Annotated in this window: 19 protein-coding genes; 8 read left to right on the top strand and 11 right to left on the bottom strand. The window is 53.1% G+C overall.

The annotated features are described in order from the left end of the window. Positions 1-2: 2 nt before the first annotated feature. Positions 3-242, bottom strand: coding sequence for a YecH family metal-binding protein (locus HC231_RS08765; RefSeq protein ID WP_208230624.1), 240 nt, complete (start codon positions 240-242; stop codon positions 3-5). Between the two features lie 410 nt (positions 243-652). Here HC231_RS08765 and rsuA point away from each other — a divergent pair, with 410 nt between their 5' ends. The 3 genes from rsuA to HC231_RS08780 all read left to right on the top strand — a co-directional run bounded on the left by rsuA (position 653) and on the right by HC231_RS08780 (position 3,372). Next, complete coding sequence (gene rsuA / locus HC231_RS08770) at positions 653-1,351, top strand: 16S rRNA pseudouridine(516) synthase RsuA (RefSeq protein WP_208230625.1); 699 nt, start codon at positions 653-655, stop codon at positions 1,349-1,351. A 15-nt stretch (positions 1,352-1,366) separates the two neighbouring features. Then, positions 1,367-2,557: a Bcr/CflA family multidrug efflux MFS transporter gene (locus HC231_RS08775; protein WP_208230626.1), complete on the top strand. Its 1,191-nt coding sequence runs from the start codon at positions 1,367-1,369 to the stop codon at positions 2,555-2,557. 470 nt (positions 2,558-3,027) lie between these two features. After that, positions 3,028-3,372 carry a YejG family protein gene (locus tag HC231_RS08780; protein WP_208230627.1) on the top strand — a complete coding sequence of 115 codons (345 nt, stop codon included), beginning with the start codon at positions 3,028-3,030 and terminating at the stop codon, positions 3,370-3,372. Between the two features lie 97 nt (positions 3,373-3,469). Here the strand turns inward: HC231_RS08780 and yejF are convergent, their stop codons facing one another. The 7 genes from yejF to HC231_RS08815 form a co-directional block, all read right to left on the bottom strand. Further along, positions 3,470-5,062: a microcin C ABC transporter ATP-binding protein YejF gene (yejF, locus tag HC231_RS08785; RefSeq protein WP_208230628.1), complete on the bottom strand. Its 1,593-nt coding sequence runs from the start codon at positions 5,060-5,062 to the stop codon at positions 3,470-3,472. 1 nt (position 5,063) lies between these two features. Further along, positions 5,064-6,089, bottom strand: coding sequence for an ABC transporter permease (locus HC231_RS08790; RefSeq protein ID WP_208230629.1), 1,026 nt, complete (start codon positions 6,087-6,089; stop codon positions 5,064-5,066). Next, a complete protein-coding gene (locus HC231_RS08795; RefSeq protein ID WP_208230630.1) occupies positions 6,086-7,183 on the bottom strand; it encodes a microcin C ABC transporter permease YejB in 1,098 nt (365 codons plus the stop codon). Before HC231_RS08795 ends, HC231_RS08790 begins: the two co-directional genes overlap by 4 nt. Before the next feature lie 14 nt (positions 7,184-7,197). Then, positions 7,198-9,006, bottom strand: coding sequence for an extracellular solute-binding protein (locus HC231_RS08800; protein ID WP_208230631.1), 1,809 nt, complete (start codon positions 9,004-9,006; stop codon positions 7,198-7,200). Between the two features lie 319 nt (positions 9,007-9,325). Then, entirely contained in the window at positions 9,326-9,910 is a 585-nt protein-coding gene (mepS, locus tag HC231_RS08805) for a bifunctional murein DD-endopeptidase/murein LD-carboxypeptidase (RefSeq protein WP_208230632.1), read from the bottom strand. A 433-nt stretch (positions 9,911-10,343) separates the two neighbouring features. Further along, the gene (locus HC231_RS08810) at positions 10,344-11,060 is read right to left on the bottom strand and encodes a phosphatase PAP2 family protein (RefSeq protein WP_208230633.1); all 717 of its coding nucleotides are present in this window, start codon (positions 11,058-11,060) and stop codon (positions 10,344-10,346) included. A 42-nt stretch (positions 11,061-11,102) separates the two neighbouring features. Then, a complete protein-coding gene (locus tag HC231_RS08815; RefSeq protein WP_281397416.1) occupies positions 11,103-12,089 on the bottom strand; it encodes a CobW family GTP-binding protein in 987 nt (328 codons plus the stop codon). Between the two features lie 144 nt (positions 12,090-12,233). Here HC231_RS08815 and HC231_RS08820 point away from each other — a divergent pair, with 144 nt between their 5' ends. Continuing rightward, a complete protein-coding gene (locus HC231_RS08820; RefSeq protein WP_208230635.1) occupies positions 12,234-12,554 on the top strand; it encodes a fimbrial protein in 321 nt (106 codons plus the stop codon). Positions 12,555-12,620: 66 nt separating this feature from the next. Here HC231_RS08820 and yeiP read toward each other — a convergent pair whose 3' ends face one another. Next, a complete protein-coding gene (yeiP, locus tag HC231_RS08825; RefSeq protein ID WP_208230636.1) occupies positions 12,621-13,193 on the bottom strand; it encodes an elongation factor P-like protein YeiP in 573 nt (190 codons plus the stop codon). Positions 13,194-13,402: 209 nt separating this feature from the next. Between yeiP and HC231_RS08830 the strand changes: the two genes are divergently transcribed. Next, positions 13,403-13,681 (top strand): YkgJ family cysteine cluster protein, encoded by a 279-nt coding sequence (locus HC231_RS08830; RefSeq protein WP_208231270.1) that lies wholly within the window; start codon positions 13,403-13,405, stop codon positions 13,679-13,681. Here the strand turns inward: HC231_RS08830 and HC231_RS08835 are convergent. Further along, positions 13,668-14,846: a sugar efflux transporter gene (locus HC231_RS08835; RefSeq protein WP_208230637.1), complete on the bottom strand. Its 1,179-nt coding sequence runs from the start codon at positions 14,844-14,846 to the stop codon at positions 13,668-13,670. The genes HC231_RS08830 and HC231_RS08835 overlap by 14 nt on opposite strands. A gap of 340 nt (positions 14,847-15,186) precedes the next feature. On the opposite strand from HC231_RS08835, the gene fruB reads away from it, so the two are divergent. Genes fruB through fruA form a run of 3 tightly spaced genes read left to right on the top strand, consistent with a single transcriptional unit; the run spans position 15,187 to position 18,972 of the window. Next, complete coding sequence (gene fruB / locus HC231_RS08840; RefSeq protein ID WP_208230638.1) at positions 15,187-16,320, top strand: fused PTS fructose transporter subunit IIA/HPr protein; 1,134 nt, start codon at positions 15,187-15,189, stop codon at positions 16,318-16,320. Then, positions 16,317-17,255, top strand: a complete 939-nt coding sequence (gene fruK / locus HC231_RS08845; RefSeq protein ID WP_048639278.1) for a 1-phosphofructokinase — start codon at positions 16,317-16,319, stop codon at positions 17,253-17,255. Before fruB ends, fruK begins: the two co-directional genes overlap by 4 nt. Positions 17,256-17,271: 16 nt before the next feature. Further along, complete coding sequence (fruA, locus tag HC231_RS08850; protein WP_208230639.1) at positions 17,272-18,972, top strand: PTS fructose transporter subunit IIBC; 1,701 nt, start codon at positions 17,272-17,274, stop codon at positions 18,970-18,972. Between the two features lie 71 nt (positions 18,973-19,043). Here the strand turns inward: fruA and nfo are convergent, their stop codons facing one another. Continuing rightward, a complete protein-coding gene (gene nfo / locus HC231_RS08855) occupies positions 19,044-19,898 on the bottom strand; it encodes a deoxyribonuclease IV (protein WP_208230640.1) in 855 nt (284 codons plus the stop codon). Between the last annotated feature and the right edge of the window lie 2 nt (positions 19,899-19,900).

Consider the following 19,900-nt stretch of genomic DNA (forward strand, 5'->3'; position numbering starts at 1 on the left):
ACTCAGTGCTGACAAATTTTACTGGCGCTGGTGGTGAAACCGGCTTCAAGCGGAATAAATTTGCCCCGATCGGCGAGAAACTGAACCAGCGCCGCTGCCGTCATGTCTGAGGCCGAGCAGGTGTGGAAACGGGCATCATGGCCGAAACGCTTTTCAATAGCGGCAATTAGCTGCTCAGTAGTAAAAGACCCGCCGGCGTCGACCATCATTTGCAAAACTTCATGACCGTGGATAGAAGACATTTCTTAGGCTCTCAAGGTAAACGATTAACGTATTATGCCCCTTGATCATATCCGGCGCGAGGGAGGCTAGCGATATATTCGCAGATACCGTGCTAACCGACCGTAGTCAAAACGTTTCCCTCGGTCATGATCTTCACTCCCTTGCTTTTACTTCCGAGCATTCCCGCTTACCGCGCGCGGACGACGGGGATGTATACATGTGGAAGACAAGGAGAGTTTTCGGCCAGGATAACGGAGATTGCCGGGATGACAAAAAACCGTGAATTCTAGGATGTCGGCCAAAGCCCCGTTATACTGAATCATTCCGGCGGCGGTTTACGCTGATCTTCTTCATCTTCATGAGTCTTGGCGCGTTGGCGTATCGCCCTACGTGTATCGGGTTCGTGGTTTAAAAAGGCAGTTGGTTTGTAATGCGATTGGACAAATTTTTATCTCAGCAACTGGCTATCAGCCGTTCGCTGGTGGCGCGTGAACTGCGTGCGCAACGGGTTACCGTTGATGGTGAGGTGGTAAAAAGCGGCGCTTTTAAACTGCTGCCTGAACATCAGGTCGCATTCGACGGCAATCCGCTGGCGCAGTTCCATGGGCCGCGCTATTTCATGCTGAATAAACCGCAGGGCTATGTGTGCTCGACGGAAGATCCCGATCATCCGACGATTCTTTATTTTATGGATGTGCCGGTCGCCCACAAGCTGCATGCGGCGGGACGCCTTGATATCGATACCACCGGTTTAGTGCTGCTAACCGACGACGGGCAGTGGTCGCATCGTATCACTTCACCTAAACATCACTGTGAAAAAACTTATCTGGTGACGCTGGAGCAGCCATTAAGCGAGGATACCGCCGAACAGTTTGCGGCCGGCATTCAGCTCAATGGCGAGAAGCATTTAACCAAACCCGCCGCGCTGGAGAAGATAACGGAGTATCAGGTACGTCTGACCATCAGTGAAGGGCGATATCATCAGGTGAAAAGGATGTTCGCCGCGGTAGGCAACCGCGTCGTGCAATTACATCGTGAACGTATCGGCGGCATTAGTCTGGACGGCGGATTGGAACCGGGGGAATACCGGGAACTGAGCAGTCAGGAAGTCGCGAGCATCGGGCAGTAACCAGGAGTCTTCTCTGTGCAACAGAACCAGCCTTCTCATATTGGGTTGATTTTTATCCTAGGCCTGATTTCCATGCTCATGCCGCTGGCGATTGATATGTATTTGCCGGCATTGCCGACCATTGCGACGGAATTCAGCGTTGATGCCGGTCGTGTCCAGATGACGCTCAGCACCTATGTTCTGGGATTTTCTCTCGGTCAGATGTTCTATGGACCCATGGCCGACAGTCTGGGACGTAAACCGGTCATTCTGGGCGGAACGCTGGTTTTCGCCATTGCGGGAGCGGCCTGTGCGCTGGCGCAGAGTATCGAACAGCTGATTTATCTGCGCTTCCTGCACGGGATGTCTGCGGCGGCGGCGGCCGTGGTCATCAACGCATTGATGCGTGATATGTTCACCAAAGATGATTTCTCCCGCATGATGTCGTTTGTCGTGCTGGTGATGACCGTGGCGCCGCTGGTGGCGCCGATTCTAGGCGGCGCGCTGCTGGTATGGTTCAGTTGGCATGCGATTTTCTGGGTGATGTCGGGCGCCGCCTTGCTGGCGACGGCGTTGGTCTTCTTCTTTATTCAGGAAACGCTGCCGCCGACAAGACGACAGAAGTTTCATCTGCGCACGACGGTCGGTAACTTTGTGAGCCTTTTCCGTCACAAGCGGGCTTTTAGCTATATGGTGGCCGGGGGGTTCTCTTTCTGCGGGATGTTTTCTTTCCTGAGCGCCGGCCCGTTTGTTTACATCGACCTGCATGGCGTTTCCCCGCAGGATTTTGGTTATTACTTTGCTCTGAATATTGTTTTCCTGGTTCTGATGACGTTGTTTAACAGCCGAAATGTCCGGCGTCTGGGCGCGGTAACGCTGTTTCGCATCGGGTTGACGATTCAGTTTTCCATGGGAATATTTCTGCTGCTAGTCTGTGCATTTGATCTGGGTTTTCTCGCCCTGGTGTTTGGCGTCGCAATATTTGTTGGTTGCACGGCGATGGTGGGCTCCAATGCGATGGCGGTGATTCTGGATGAGTTTCCTCATATGGCGGGTACGGCATCGTCCCTGGCGGGGACGCTCCGTTTCGGTTTTGGCGCGGTAACGGGGAGCATCCTGTCGCTGATGATGTTTAACAGCGCCTGGCCGATGGTGATTTCCATGGCGCTGTGCTCGATGGGGGCTCTGCTGGCCTATCTTTACGCCAGCCGTCCCGCTAAATCCTGATATTCATAACGGCGGGCGCGGCGCGCTGTTTTCCTTCCGCAAAACCTTGCCTCTGTAGTCAAGTCGCTCTCTATTCATCATGCTCGCGCCAGCGGGGATCTTAAACCGCGCAGCGCCGTGCAATGGCGCGATCGCCGCTTGCGCGCGAATCGGGTGAGTGACGAGATTAATCGCTTTATTTGTTTTGTATATGTAAAACATATAAAACAAAAGTGAATAGATGGAGTGAAATGGGTTGAGATATTTAATGGAAAGAGTTACATATAACCCAAAGAACAGTAGTAATTTGTGATCGTGTTGACATTAATTGTCCATATAGTGGCCTATATCAGCTATGGGTAGATAGTGATGCTCAATATAAGTCGTTACATCGTTTTTTTATCTAGAAATGGTGGAGCGCTCAGGCTACCATGATAAAATGTTATTTATTTGTGAATTCTAAGTAAAACATACCCTGAGGGAAAACCGTCGTGAATAGTCTCCAACTTTCGGTAGTGCATCGTTTGCCGCAAAGTTATCGTTGGTTATCGGGTTTTGCAGGTATAAACGTTGAGCCCATTCCGCTAAGTGGCAGAGATGAAGACAATAACCTGATTGGCTTGAAATTATTGAGCCATGATGGCGATGATGCATGGAAGGTTATGCGTCACCTGAATCAGTCCCTGAATGAAATTCAGGTCGAGAGTTCCGTGTTGGAATGGGAAGGCGAGCCTTGCCTGTTTTTACACCGGAATGATGAAAGCACCGCCATGTGCCGTTTGAAAAATATCGGCGTGGCGATTGCCGAGCCCGTGTCCGCGCAATATCCGTTTTAAGCAGCAATATCACTCCTGACGTTGCTGCGCTTTCTGATATCCGTCGATGACTGATTGACGCTTCATCAATAAAATTCAGCGTGCGTTTAATCCAGCCTTAAGATGACAACTGCAGCAGTTCGCGCGTGTAGTCTTGCGCGGGATGAGTAAATACTTCCCGGCAATCCCCTTGCTCCACGACTTCGCCTTGCTTTAACACGATCACCTGATGACATAATGCCCGCACGACCTGAAGGTCGTGGCTGATAAACAAATAAGCCAACTGGCGTTTTTGCTGCAGCGATTTCAGCAAGGCCAGGATCTGAGCCTGAACGGTTCGGTCCAAGGACGAAGTCGGCTCGTCAAGGATGAGCAGCTCGGGTTGCAGAATAAGCGCCCTGGCGATGGCGATACGCTGGCGCTGTCCTCCTGAAAATTCGGAAGGGTAGCGATGGCGAGTCGATGGATCCAGGCCAACTTCCCGCATCGCTTCAATTACGCGTTGCTCCCGCTCTTGATTGCTCAACTTCTGATGTACGGTCAGCCCTTCCGAAATAATTTGCTCGGCATTCAGCCGCGGGTTCAAGGCTGAGTTGGGATCTTGAAATACAACCTGAATCCGGCGGCGGAAGGGCAACATCTGCTTGCGGGTAAATTCATGCAATGGCTGATTATCGAACCAAATTTTCCCGCGTGAACGCAGTAAACGCAACAGCGCCAGTCCAGTGGTGCTTTTCCCCGAACCGGACTCGCCGACCAGACCGATGCTTTCACCGCGACGCAGGGTGAAGCTGATGTCTTTGATAACCTGCTTTTCATCGACGATGCGTTGCAGCAGTCCGCGTTTGACAGGGAAGGACACCTGCAATTGTTCAACGCGTAAAATCGGATGGATATCGCTGGTGAGCGGTTCCGGCTCGCCAGCGGGGTCGGCGTCCAGAAGCTGACGGGTATAAGGGTGTTGCGGAGCGGAGAACAATCTATCGCAGGCGTTATATTCCACACGCTGACCAGATTTCATCACTGCAACGTTATCGGCCAAGCGGCGAACAATATTCAGGTTGTGGGTAATGAACAGCAGGCTCATGCCCAGTTCCTGTTTCAGCTCATCCAGCAGCGCCAATATTTGCGCCTGTACGGTAACATCCAGCGCGGTGGTGGGCTCATCGGCGATCAGCAGGTCGGGCTGCGTCAGCAGCGCCATGGCAATCATCACCCGCTGGCGTTCCCCGCCGGAAAGCTGGTGGGGGAAATCACCCAGCCGGCTTTTTGCCTGCCGGATGCCGACGCGATCCAGGCAGGTGACCACCTCGCTGCGGGCGGCGTCATTGCGCATGCCGCGATGCAGCGCGAGCACTTCGATTAGCTGTTTTTCGATGCTTTGCAACGGATTGAGCGAAACCATCGGCTCCTGAAAGATCATGGCGATGCGATCGCCGCGGATCTGGCGTAGCGTTTTTTCATCCGCATGCAGCAGCGACTGACCGGCAAAGATGATATCGCCTTGTTGATAGACCACGGGAGGCGAAGGCAGCAACCGCAGGATGGAGAGGGCGGTCACGCTTTTCCCTGAACCCGATTCTCCCACCAACGCCAGCGTTTCGCCGGCATTGACCGTAAGCGAGATCTGGTCGACGACTCGCTGCTCGCGCTCTCCGCTGCGAAAGGCGACGCTAAGGTTTTCAATCTGTAATAACGGTGAAGTAGCCATATTAATGCGCCTTGCTGGGGTCAAAGGCGTCGCGCACCGCTTCGCCGATAAAAATGAGTAAAGACAGCACGATAGACAGCACCATAAATACGGTGATCCCCAACCAGGGGGCCTGGAGGTTATTTTTCCCCTCCAGCAATAATGTACCTAATGAAGGGGAACCCATCGGCAAACCAAATCCCAGGAAGTCCAGCGAGGTTAGCGTGGTGATCGAACCGCACAGAATAAACGGCAGGTAGGTCAAGGTGGCGACCATCGCATTTGGCAGCATGCAGCGATACATGATGACCCGATCGCTGACGCCCATCGCCTGCGCGGCGCGGATATAGTCGAAATTCCGTGTACGGAGAAACTCCGCCCGCACGACCCCCACCAGACTCATCCAGCCGAATAGCACCGTAATGCCCAACAGCCACCAGAAATCGGGCTGAATCACGCTGGAAAGCAGAATAATCAGAAACAAGGTCGGCATACCGGACCAGACTTCAATAAAGCGCTGACCCCACAAATCCAGCCGGCCGCCGTAATATCCCTGCGTGGCGCCGACGGTAATGCCGATCAGACTGGAAAGTATGGTCAGCGCCAGACCGAACAATAACGAGATGCGGAATCCGTACAACACCTGAGCAACCACATCTTTCCCCTGACTGTCGGTTCCCAGCAGGTTTTGCCGCGATGGCGGGGAAGGGAAAGAGACGGTCGTGGCGTAGTTAATCGTGTCATAGCTGTAGCGGATCAACGGCCATAATGCCCAGCCGTGATTCGCGATACGTTGAGCGATATAGGGATCGCGAAAGTCTGTCGTGGTGTCAAACTGGCCGCCGAACGTCGTTTCGCTGTAGTTGACGATAAAGGGCGTATAGATCTGGCCGTCGTACTTCACTAACAGCGGCTTATCGTTGGCAATCAGTTCTGAGAACAGGGAGACGATAAACAGCGCAAGAAAAATCCACAGCGACCAGTATCCACGACGGTTGCTTTTAAAACGCGCCCAGCGCGCCTGATTCATGGGGCTCAGTCGGCTCATTGGCGTCCCTCGAAATCAATACGCGGGTCAACCAGCGTATAGGTCATATCGCTGATGATATTCAGCAACAGGCCGATCAGCGTAAAAATATAGAGCGTACCGAACATCACCGGGTAATCGCGTTGCAGCGTGGCGTCGTAGCCCAACAGTCCCAGACCGTTTAATGAAAACATCACTTCGATTAACAGCGAGCCGGTAAAAAACATGCTGATAAAGGTGGCGGGGAAACCGGCAATCACCAGCAGCATCGCGTTGCGGAATACGTGACGGTAGAGAATGCTTTTTTCATCCAGCCCTTTGGCTCTCGCCGTCACCACATATTGCTTACGGATTTCATCCATAAATGAGTTTTTGGTCAGCATGGTCAGCGTGGCAAAACCGCCAATCACGGTAGCGAAAACCGGTAAGGCGATGTGCCATAGATAATCGGTGACTTTGCCGTACCAGGGCAGCGTATCGAAATTGCTGGAGACCAGCCCGCGCAGCGGGAACCAGTCCAGATAGCTGCCGCCGGCGAACAAAACGATCAGCAGGATAGCGAACAGGAACGCGGGAATGGCGTAACCGATGATAATCAGCGTGCTGCTCCAGGTATCAAAGGCTGTGCCGTTTTTGACCGCTTTTTTGATTCCCAGCGGGATGGAAACCAAATAGATAATCAAGGTGCTCCACAGTCCAAGCGTAATGGAAACCGGCATACTCTCTTTGATCAACTGTATTACGGAAGAGCCCCGGAACAGGCTATCGCCGAAGTCGAAACGCAGGTAGTCCCACAAGAGTTTGAAGTAACGTTCGTGAATCGGTTTATCAAAACCGTAGCGTTTGGTGATTTCTTCGATTACCTCGGGATCCAGACCGCGGGCGCCGCGATAGGTATTCTCGATATTGGGGGCGCCCGAACCGCCCGTCCGGGCCATGCCTGCGTCGATGCCGCTGCCGCCGGGAAAACCGCTGCCATGACCCATTTCAATGTTGGCGATCGCTTGATCGACCGGCCCGCCCGGCGCGATTTGCACGATAAAGAAGTTGATGGTGATAATCGCCCACAGCGTCGGGATCACCAGTAAAAGGCGGCGTAATAGATAAGTTCCCACGTTGACTCCTTAACTTAACGTCGCTCTGCCGGCAGCGTAGCCGCCTGTTTAACATCGTACCACCAGCCGTCAAAGCCTAATGAATAAGCCGGGCGAATCGCAGGCATGGCGAACTTATTCCAGTAGGCGAAACGGTCATGATTGGAATACCACATCGGGATCATTAACTGATTCCAGGTCAGTACCCGGTCCAGCGCTCTTCCTAACGACAATAGCGGCGCTTCCTGTCCAAGATGCCGGGTAATTTCGTCAACCAGCGAATCAATCGCCGGATCCTGTACGCCGGATGTGTTGTAGGTGGAGTCGATATATTGCGAGTGCCAATACATTTGCAGGCTGTCATTCGGATAGAGAAAGGCAGGGTACAGCGTCGCCGTCATATCAAAGTCGCGTTTGCGCAGGCGGCTGTTAAACTGGGTGCTGTCGATGTTTCGTATGTTCATCGTGATGCCGAGCTTTTTCAGGTTTTGCTGAAAAGGCAGCGCGTACTGCGAATTGCCCGCGGTAGGCAACAAGAGTTCGAACGTAAACGGCTTACCCGTTTGACGATTGACCAAGCGCTGATTTTTCAATTCCCATCCGGCCTGTTCCAGCAGTTTCAGCGCCTTCAGCCAGTTTTCCCGATCGTAACCGCTGCCGTCGGAAGCGGGCGGTTGGTAGCTGGGGCCGAATACTTCCGGCGGCACTTTGTCCTTCAGCGGCGTCAGCCAGGCCAGTTCTGCCGCGCTAGGCTCTCCTTTTGCGGCATAGATCGTATTCTGAAAATAGCTATCGACGCGCTGATAGGCGTTGTAATATAGCGCCTTATTCATCCAGTTAAAATCAAACGCCAGCGTCAGCGCCTGCCGAACCCGCCGGTCGCTAAAGATCGGCCGTTGAGTATTAAAAGCCAGCCAACGGGTATCTTGCGCGGACTGATTTGTCTGATCCTGCTTGATGATATAACCACGGTCAAAATTACCGCCCTGGTATTGCGTCGCCCAATGTTTCGGCGAGCCTTCAACTTGCAGATCAAATGCACCCGCTTTAAACGCCTCCAGCGCGACGCTGTCATCCAGATAGTAGTCATAGCGGATTTGATCGAAATTATACTGTCCCTTATTTACCGGCAGGTCGGCGGCCCAGTAATCTTTAACCCGTGAATAGGTGACATACTGCCCTGTACGATACGCGGTAATGCGATAAGGGCCGCTGGCGGGCGGCGGATAGGGCAGAGGTTCATTTAATTTCTGATTTTTCCAGAATTTCTCCGGCATGATGGGCAGCGTCAGCAGGCTGAACATGCGGTTTTTATCCGGCGTGGGGAAGTCAAAACGGACCGTAAGCGGCGCCACGGCTTTTGCGGTAACGCCTTTAAAATAGATGCGAAACTGCGGCACGCCCTGCGTCATAAACATGTTATAGGTGAATGCTACGTCGGTCGCGGTAATCGGCGTGCCGTCATGAAAACGCGCTCGGGGATTCAGATCGATTTCTATCCAGTGAAAATCAGCGTCATGGCGGGTGGATTGGGCCACTAACGGATAGTAGCTGCCCGGCTCATCGTCAGAGGTGACGAACAGGGAATCATAAAGCCGCTCGGTCCGGGCTGCCGCCACGCCGCGCAAAGCAAAACGGTTAAAGTTATCGAATGTCCCGAGAGCGCTTAGCGTAATACTGCCGCCTTTCGGGGCATCGGGGTTCACATAGTCGAAATGATGGAAATCCGCATGGTATTTAGGTTCCCCTAAAACAGCGAAAGAGGCGCTATGTTCGATGGTTTCTGCATACAATCCCAGCGGCATGATGGAAAACAATACAGCAGTAATAACGCGTTTTAACATCTTGACGGCATTCTCCCGCAGTCTGACTGGCTTTTGCATGATGGCTGATTTTTACAGCATAAAGTTTTTGAAATTATTAGCATTACATTGATTAGCCCTAGTTTTCTCTTTTTACCATGAAATAGGCCGATTAACCTACCATAATCACCTTATTCCCAAGAGTCATCCCAGGGGCCGTAACATATTGTTAGTAATCTTTTTTAACACAGTTGGCGGCAAGGCTGCGAATCACGCCATAAAAAAACGCCGCTTATTACTAAGCAGCGTTTTTTTATCTCGTTTGGCATTTACCTTCGCATATCAAGGAAAGGGTGCTGAATTAGCTGTTGGTCCCTTTATCCAGCACTCGGCGGGCCTCGTGATAGCGTTTTTTCCAATAGGCTTCGTCCAGATTGGAAATCATGACGCCGCTGCTGGTCGAGGCGTGAACAAACTGGTTATTGCCGAGATAAATGCCGACATGGCGCCCGGTTGAACCCGCGCGGAACATAACAAGGTCGCCCGGACGCAGTTTAGCGCGCTGAATTTTTTGTCCGACTTCCTGTTGTTCATAGGTTGAGCGGGGCAAATCCATACCGAACTGTTCACGGAAAGTCCGGCGAACAAATGCGGAACAATCAATACCGCCTTTGCTGTCGCCGCCTAAACGGTAACGAACGCCTTTCCAGCTGGCATATTGGCTAAGTAATTTGGATTTGATATCCACATTACGCACTAATGCTTCAAATTCATCCTGAGAGGCTTGCAGTAAAAGGCCATCTTTATCGTTAACTGCATGCATCTCAGTTTGTGGGTTTTGGTGATTAGATACATTGTTACTACTACATGCGGAAAGCGTTAACGCTATCGCAACAGCAGGCAACGCCCGCCAGATATATCTCAGAATCGGTTGAGATTTGACCATTGTTGTTATGTTTCCTTGAAGTCCTTAACGATAAATATCGTTATAAATGCCAAACGACAAAACGAGATCCAGCCTAAAACAGAGCTCGCGCTTCTCCAAACACGGGGTAATGGAAATGTGTTGGAATGCACAATTATTTTCTTTTGCCCTAGCCTAAAGAGAGACAAAAAGCAAACTTTAGTGAGACTACCGTATAGATAAACAGATTGCGAGTAGTTTTAACTATTTTATTTATAAGATTTAATGATGTGGTTAGTGAAAAAACGGCGATGTAAAAAATCTTAACCGGAAGGCGTTTTCCTTAAAAAAATGTGTCAGAAAAGAGAGCGGAGTCTGACGCGCGGATACGAATACTTTGATAATAAGGAAAATCACTCGCGGAATAGCGCCGACCGCGACAGCGGCCGGCAAGAAATCGGCGCGGCAGTCAATGTTATGACGGCTTTTGCCCTGATTGGCGCCGATTGGGTAAATAGCGATGCAGCACATTAATTAATGCGTCGCTGGCGGGCGTGAGCAGCAACCAGCTCAATCCAACCAGGACGACCGATAGCGAACCCACCGCAATGTCGGTAAACCAGTGAGCGCCGATCATGAGGCGCGGCAGTGAAAAAATAATTACGATCGCCACGCTCGCGGCGAATGCGGCGCGGGTGAAGTAGCGCAGCATAAAGGCGGCGAATACCATCAGCATCATGCCGTGATCGCCAGGAAAACTGTCTTTAGAGGCATCTTTCGCCGGAATGCCTGTCAAGTCGCTAACCCGGTTAATATCATGAAAGTAGAGCGTCGGGCTGGCATGTTGGACCGGCAGCAAATGACCCAGTTGATTCAGTACCAGGGCGCTGAACAGCATAACGATACCGATAATCACCAAACGCCGCCGTCCGGACTGTGTCGCTTTTAGATAAAACGACAGATATAGCAACCCCATCGCAATCAGCGCGCAAGCATCAAACGCCCGGAGGTTGGTTATCGCCACCAGCTTTAGAAACGCCGGGCTTTGGGCTAGCAGGCGATTAAAATAGAAGAAGATATGGCTGTCTATGCTAAACCAAAAGCCGTGGTCTGGCGGTAAATACCAGGACAAAAAAAGCCCAATACCTAATATATTGAGCAGTAAAATAGTGAAATTATTACGCCGTGACATGAAATAGGTAACTCAAGATATAAATTTAACCAAATAACGATTTTATCCCGCGGTAGTTAAACGAGCCTTTAACAACACTGATTGTAGATTATTCCATTCGGCCGGCGTTTCATTGATGAGTTCGATCCGGCTATCGATCGGCGCGACGGGTTTTGTTTCAATATGCAGGTCCAAACCCTGACGATTGACGATTAATGTCCCTTCTTTGATGCGCATAACCCCTTTAACCCGGCTGACCGGCGACAGACGAACCCAGTCCAGCAGCGCCGCGGTATCAAAGATGGTTTCCGCTGCGAAAATCCAGCCGCAGGCGTGGTAGCCCTGACCCTGATTCAATGAACGCCGCCAGGGATCATTGGCCGGTAGCCGCAGCGCCGCCAGACCTTGAGCGGCCTTATGCTGGTGATGGTGGGCGCCGTCAGGCAGTTCACGCTCGTTCAGGCGCGGCTGATCCAAGATTTGCCGGTCTACCTGGCCCTGACTGGTCATCACGATTTGACGCGTGTCGTTATTGTCCTGGCGCCACTTCTGCAACGCGGCTCGGTCTGCATCGAGGTAGGTATCCTGCTTGTTGGCGATAACGATGTCGGCGGCCGCCAACTGGTCGCGGAAATTTTCATTCTCGGTATAGCGGGATTCACGCAGTTGGCGCGCGTCCAGCAGGCATAATGTCGCCTGCAACGTCAGCCAGGGCCGGTAACTGTCGCCAGACAGCAACGAGAGAATCTGCTTCGGATGACCCAGACCGGTAGGTTCGATTAATAAGCGATGCGGCTTTTTTTGCTGCAAGAGCATATTCAGGCCGACCTGCATGGGCAAACCGTTTACGCAGCACATGCATCCACCGGGGATCTCTTTCAATACCGCGCCGCTATCCTCCAGCAATGCGCCGTCAATTCCGATCTCGCCAAATTCGTTAACCAATACGGCCCAGACCTCATCTGCGGGTTTCTGAGAAAGAAGGTGGCGGATCGTTGTGGTTTTCCCGCAACCGAGAAAGCCGGTGATGAGATTAACTTTGGTTAGCAACATAGACTCCTGATTTAAATAGGATCACATTGTGATGTGAACAGATTTACTTATGCTACATCAGAAATAATATCAAATTAATTAATGTTCACCCTGTTTGTTGTCGATACCTATTAGGTATTCGGCAATTGATAGGGGGGACTTATGAGTAGTTTAAGCAAATGGGTGTTATTCGGTGGGGTTGCGCTGTGCTCACTCACATCAGGCATTGCGTCCGCCAGCGATGCGGCTTCGGGCATTATCCGATTTACAGGGCAGATTGTTGCGTCGCCCTGCGTCGCCAGCGCGCAGCAGGCGGTCGTCAATTTCTCTTGTTATCAAGAGGGTAAGCAGGCTAACTATCGTTACAATACGAATTCAGCGACGGCGGCTAACCACGTATTGCCGGACCTGATAGAGGAAACTCGCATGGATTGGGTCAACGCTGAACGTACGGCCAGGCTTTTGACCGTAACCTACCGGTAGTTGAACAATGTGCATTCGCAAGTAACACCGCTTCGAGAGGGTGTTACCCGCGAACGGCGACGACGCTTACTCCGCGCGGCCCATGTAACGGCGTTCTGGAATATGAATGCGGATTTTTTCCCCGGCGCTCAGATATTCAGGCACCTGAATAGTGAGGCCGGTAGCCATTGTCGCCGGTTTGTTGCGGGCGCTGGCCGAGGCGCCTTTGATGCCGGGAGCGGTGTCAACGATTTCCATATCTACCGTTTGCGGCAACTCAAGCGCAATGATTTCGCCATCCCACGTCAGCACCTGAATGCCGGGCATGCCGCCTTCAGGAATGAACAGCAACTCTTCTTCTATCTGCTCTTTTTTGAAGTTGTATGGCGTGTAATCTTCATCATCCATAAAGACATACTCGTCGCCATCAATATAAGAGAAGGTGACCGTCCGGCGGGTCAGGGAGATGGTGTCGAGAATATCATCGCCTTTAAAACGCTCTTCAACTTTTAATCCGGTGCGGACGTCGGAAAAGCGCATTTTGTATAGCGTACTGGCGCCGCGGGCGCTCGGACTCTGGATATCGATGTCCTTCACCAGCAGCAATTTGCCATTATAGTTAACGGCCATACCGCGTTTAATTTCGTTCGCTCTTGCCATAAAGAATACCTGTCTATGCGGAGTGAGATTTTTGTGGCGACACGTTACTCGCGCCGCGGGATTCAGGCAAGCAGGAAATCATGCAACGCGCATATCGTCAGCATTAATTGTAGGTCGCGCGCGAACAAGATGAAGAAGCGTTGGTGTTTGTCCGCATGGCTGTTATGGTGACTGACTATCTTATCGTCGGCCCAGCGGAGAGCCTGCTGATGGAGTGTCGTTCCGATTGCGGCGCATGCTGCATCGCCCCTTCAATATCCAGCCCGTTGCCTGGCATGCCGAATGGCAAGCCGGCCAACACGCCGTGCATTCATCTGGATGCGCGAATGCGCTGCGGAATATTTCATTCTCCGCTCAGACCGGCAGTCTGTTCGGGGTTACAGGCGCGAGCCGATATGTGCTTCAGCCATCGTGACGAGGCGCTTATTTACCTGATTAAACTGGAAGCCGACACCGCGCCGGATAACGGCCTATCTACGCGTCTTTAATGCGCCACATGCAGTAACCCGCGCCTGCGATCATAAACAGCGCGATAAAGAATACGGCGTGATAACTCCATATTTCCGCCACAATGCCGGCCAGCGAACCAGAAATAATCCAACCTACGCGGCCGGTATTGGTAAAGAGCGTGGTTGCCGCGCCGGCCTGGCCCGGCATCAGATCCTGAAAATACAGCATGCCGATTCCGGCGAGAATGCCGATAAAAATAGCGTTCAGCAACTGTAAAGCCAGCAGAGCGATTTCGCTGTCGAGAAACAATAATCCCACATAAAAAAACAGCCCGGAGAAGACGGCCAGCCGCATCAGAAAGCGCTTGCCGAAACGCTTGGCGACATAACCCGCCAGCAGCATGGACGGGATCTCTAATCCGGCCGCGGCGCCCATCATAATCCCCGCCAATTTTTCCGGCAGATTGAGCTCATGAACCAAATAGAGCGGCATATTGATGATGTAGATACCGTTGCATGTCCACATCAGCGTGCAGGCGGCGAACAACAGCAGCGTGTCCCGGCGGTTATGGCGGGGCGCTTCAAGGGTAGCCGTGGTTTTGACCGCAGCCTTCGGCATCGACGGAAGAAAGAATCTGACCAATATCCCGCAAAGCACAAATACGGCGGCGGCCGTTAGATACATTGAGGTAAAGCCGAAACCCAACGCCAGAGCGAAGGCAATCGGCGGGCCGACCACCCAGGAGAGCGAAACCTGGGCGCGCAAAATGGAGCTGAACATGGCGGCTTCGCGGCCTGTACGGTCGGCATGTTCCCGCGCCAGTGCGAATAACTGGGGGTTCGCCGTCGAACCGAAGCTGCTGAGCAGTACGCCAACGAACAGCAGAATAAAGTAGTTGCGGTTCCAGGCGAACAACAGACAGGCCAGGGCGCCGAGCAAACAGCACTGGAATATCAGCGTTTTGCGATCGCCTTGCCGGTCTGAACGCGCCGCCAGCGCCTGGCTGACGATGATGCCAATCACGGCGCTGCCGGTATAGAACATCCCCACCAGGAAAGGGCGCACTTGTACTTCATTTGAAAGGAACAGACTGAGCGTCGGGAGCTGTAACGCCCCGGCGATGCCGGTCAAAAAAGCGATAACCAAAAAAGCGGGCGAAGTCAGATCGGGCTGACGGCGAGTTGTGCTGACGGATGTGTGCATACGGTGTGTGATAACGCTTAAAAAGCCGACAGAAAACGAGAGGGACGCGTCATATTACGCCGATTTATAAAAAACGGAAAACCTGTTTTATTATTTTTCTTCAGCAGCGCTTCAGCTTGATGTGTCTTTTTGTCATCAGACTGTGTCACATAACGGCTAAAATGTGCGTGACGTCATAAATTCGTTACGTAAATAGTGCAGAACACTTGCATAAATGGCGTAATGGAAACAGACTCATTGAAACGTTTCAGCGAAGTTTTTTTTGAAACGCCTTTCTCAATAGACACATTTTTTCTCATAAAAGCTGAAACGATTCAACTTTCAGCAAGAGAGGAGAGCCATGTTCCAGTTGTCACAACAAGATATTCATTTAGGCGCGGTAGCCAGTAGCAAGCAGGAAGCTATACAGCTTGTTGCTGCAGCTCTGACTCAGGCCGGGTGCGTCAGCGCGGCGTATGTCGACGGCATGCTGAAGCGCGAGACGCAGACATCCACTTATTTGGGGAACGGCATCGCTATCCCCCACGGCACCACGGATACCCGCGATCTGGTGCTGAAAACGGGCGTACAGGTGTTTCAATTCCCTCAGGGCGTCAACTGGGGCGAAGATCAAACGGCCTACGTGGTTTTGGGGATTGCGGCCAGCTCGGACGAGCACCTGGCGCTATTACGCCAGTTAACGCATGTCCTCAGCGACGATCGCGTCGCGGCGCGTTTGGCGAGCACCACGTCGGCGGAAGAATTGCGCGGCCTGTTGATGGGCGAGCAGCAGATGCCGGAGTTCCGTTTCGATACCTCGCTGATTTCGCTTGATGTCGCAACGGACAATCTGCTGACGCTGCAGGCGCTGAATGCCGGCCGCCTGCAACAGATTGGCGCGGCGGATGCCGGTTTCGTCAGCCATGTCGTGAGCAATAAGCCACTGAATCTGGGACAAGGTATCTGGTTCAGCGACAGTGCTGAAGGCAACCTTAGCAGCGCCGCCGCCGTCGCCCGTCCTGCCGCGCCTTTCGATGCCGATGGCGAATCCGTCGCGTTGCTGGTGACGGTTTCCGCGGCCGACGATCAGGCTTACGCGCCGATCGACTACCTGACCAAACTATTGACCGAGCAAAAAGCTGAACGCTTGCTGAAAGCTGATGCGGCTACCTTGCTGGCTCTGCTGACCAGCGATGTGCCGGAAGAGAGCGGGGTGCTGACGGCGGAATTCACCATTCGCAACGAGCACGGTCTGCACGCGCGTCCGGGTACGACGCTGGTTAATGTGATCAAGCAGTTCAGCAGCGAAATTACCGTCGCGAACCTTGACGGCACGGGCAAACCGGTGAACGGCCGCAGCCTGATGAAAGTTATCGCATTGGGTGTGAAGAAAGGTCACAGACTCCGTTTTACCGCCAGCGGCAACGATGCTGAACAGGCATTGGCCGCTATTGGCGAAACAATTAATTCTGGCTTAGGCGAGGGGGCAGCATGAGCAGGCGAGTCGCCACCATTACCCTGAATCCGGCTTATGACCTGGTTGGCTATTGTCCTGAAATTGAAAAGGGCGAAGTAAACCTGGTTCAGACAGCGGGTCTGCACGCAGCTGGCAAAGGTATCAATGTTGCCAAGGTGCTGAAAGATCTTGGGATTGATGTCACGGTGGGTGGGTTCCTGGGTAAAGACAATCAGGATGGTTTTCAGCAGTTGTTCAGTGAGCTGGGCATTGCCAACCGTTTTCAGGTTGTACCAGGACGTACGCGCATCAATGTCAAGTTGACGGAAAAAGACGGGGACGTTACCGATCTCAATTTCTCCGGCTTTGAGGTGACGCAGCAGGACTGGCAACGTTTTGTCAATGATTCCCTGAGCTGGCTCGGACAGTTCGATATGGTCGCCGTCAGCGGTAGTTTGCCTGCCGGCGTCGATCCCGACGCCTTTACTGATTGGATGTCCCGGCTGCGTAGCCATTGTCCGTGCATTATTTTTGACAGCAGCCGCGATGCGCTGGTGGCGGGCTTGAAGGCTGCTCCCTGGCTGGTTAAACCGAATCGCCGGGAGTTGGAGATCTGGGCGGGGCGTAAATTACCTACATTGGATGATGTGGTTGATGCCGCGCATGCATTGCGTGAACAAGGGATCGCTCATGTTGTTATCTCACTGGGGGCGGAAGGCGCTCTGTGGGTTAATGCTTCGGGCGCGTGGCTGGCAAAACCGCCTGCCTGTGAAGTCGTTAGTACGGTGGGCGCGGGTGACTCCATGGTCGGGGGACTGATTTATGGATTATTAATGCGTGAGTCCAGTGAACATACTTTGCGTTTGGCAACGGCGGTGGCGGCACTTGCCGTGAGCCAAAGCAATGTTGGTATTACCGATCGTCCTCAGTTAGCCGCGATGATGGCGCGTGTCGATCTTAAACCCTTTAACTGACAGCAGGAGATGAATAATGAAAACGCTGCTGATTTTAGACAAATCACTGGGCCTGGCGAGAAGCCATCTGGTGAAAAATCTACTCGGCGCTGCCGCTGCTAAAGCAGGGCTGACGTTTACAGAACAGGCTGATGAAGCCGAACTGGCAATTATCCTGGGCGCCGCCGCCGCGGCGGACTCGGCGCTGAACGGCAAACAGGTTTTTGTTGGCGATGTTGAACTGGCCGCGAGTCAACCGGAGGCTTTTCTTGATAAGGCCAAGGCTGAGGCGACCACTTATCAGGCTGCCGCCGCGGCGCCTGTTCAGCAAGGCTCGTCAGCAACACCCAAACGCATCGTCGCCGTAACGGCGTGTCCGACAGGCGTGGCGCATACGTTTATGGCGGCGGAAGCTATTGAAACCGAAGCGAAGAAACGCGGCTGGTGGGTGAAAGTTGAAACCCGCGGTTCCGTCGGGGCGGGCAACCCCATTACGCCGGAAGAAGTCGAACAGGCGGATGTGGTTATTGTCGCGGCGGATATTGAAGTCGATCTGAGCAAGTTCGCCGGTAAAAAAATGTACCGTACTTCTACCGGTCTAGCGCTGAAAAAGACCGCGCAGGAGTTGGATAAGGCGCTGGCGGAAGCGACGGTTTATCAGCCCAACGGACAGAGCGCCGGCGGCGCCGAGGCGACCGGCCAATCGAAAAAAGGCGGCTCTGGGCCATACAGCCACCTGTTGACCGGCGTGTCGTACATGCTGCCGGTGGTGGTGGCCGGCGGTCTGTGCATCGCACTGTCGTTTATGTTTGGTATCGAAGCCTTTAAGGAACCGGGCACGCTGGCGGCAGCGCTGAAAACGGTCGGCGACTCGGCGTTTATGCTGATGGTGCCGGTGTTGGCCGGATATATCGCGTTTTCCATTGCCGACCGTCCCGGTCTGGCGCCGGGCTTAGTCGGCGGCGTGTTGGCGAATACCATGGGCGCCGGGTTCATCGGCGGCATCATCGCTGGTTTTCTGGCGGGCTATATCGCCAGAGCCATCAACAAGCATGTCCACCTGCCGCAAAGTATGTCGGCGCTGAAACCGATCTTGATTATCCCGCTATTCGCGACCTTGATTATGGGCTTGATCATGGTATACGGCATCGGTACGCCGGTTGCCAAGATTCTGACCGGTTTGACCGACTGGCTGCAATCCATGGGTACGGCGAATGCGGTGATCCTGGGCGCTATTCTGGGCGGCATGATGTGTACCGATATGGGCGGGCCGGTCAACAAGGTGGCTTACGTATTCGGCACCACATTGTTGAGTAGCCAGATTTATGGCCCAATGGCCGCTATTATGGCGGGAGGGATGGTTCCGCCGCTGGCGATGGGGCTGGCGACGCTACTGGCCGGCAAGAAATTTAACGCCACCGAACGCGAGGGCGGTAAAGCGGCGATGGTTCTGGGGCTGTGCTTCATCTCCGAAGGCGCCATTCCGTTCGCAGCCCGGGATCCTATCCGCGTATTGCCAAGCTGTATTATTGGCGGAGCGGTGACCGGCGCGATTTCGATGGCGGTAGGGGCTAAACTGATGGCGCCGCACGGCGGTCTGTTTGTGCTGCTGATCCCAGGTGCGATTTCTCCGGTATTAGGTTATCTGTTTGCGATTATCGTCGGAACCGTGGTAACAGGCGTGCTGTACGCGTTCCTGAAGCGTCCGGATGAGCAACTGGTGAAAACGACGGCTTAACAGGACGAGCCGGGATACAGGGAGGTAATGAAAAAGAGCCGGTTGGTGATACCAACCGGCTCTTTTTCGTTTTATGTTGATGATTGAGGCGCCTGCGACTTGAGCCAGGCGATCTCCTCTGCCCAGATGTCTGGATTCACGGTTTCCAGAATCAGGGGAATACCATCGAAACGATCGTCCCCCATGATGTAGCTGAAGGCCGTTTTGCCGATGTTGCCTTCTCCCAGACTGTTGTGACGGTCAACCCGGCTGTTGAATTCGCTTTTGGCATCGTTCAAGTGCATACCGCGTAAATAATGAAAGCCGACGACTTTATCGAATTCGGCAAAGGTTTTATCGCACTCAGCCTGGGTGCGTAAATCATATCCTCCGGCAAAGGCGTGACAGGTATCGATGCAGACGCCGACGCGGCTTTTATCTTCAACATCGTCGATAATGGCGGCCAGATGCTCAAAGCGGAATCCCAGATTGCTGCCTTGTCCGGCGGTGTTTTCAATAACCGCCGTGACGCCTTCGGTTGCCGCCAGCGCAATATTGATCGACTCGGCGATACGCGCCAGACAGCGATCTTCATCAATCTGTTTTAGATGGCTGCCGGGGTGGAAATTAAGCAGGGTCAGTCCCAATTGCTGGCAGCGCGACATCTCGTCAATAAAGGCGGCGCGTGATTTTTCCAGCGCCTCCGCTTCCGGATGTCCGAGATTAATCAGGTAGCTGTCGTGCGGCAAAATCTGTGCCGGGGTATAACCATAGGTTGCGCACGCGGTTTTAAATCGTTCAATCACCTCAGGCTCCAGCGGCGCAGCCTGCCATTGACGCTGATTTTTGGTGAACAGGGCGAAAGCCGTCGCTTCCAGCTCATGAGCGCGTATAACCGCCTGATCGACTCCGCCGGCCGCACTGACATGGGCTCCTACGTATTTCATGA

It is taken from the genome of Brenneria izadpanahii, from assembly GCF_017569925.1.
GTDB classification, from domain to species: Bacteria; Pseudomonadota; Gammaproteobacteria; order Enterobacterales; family Enterobacteriaceae; genus Brenneria; species Brenneria izadpanahii.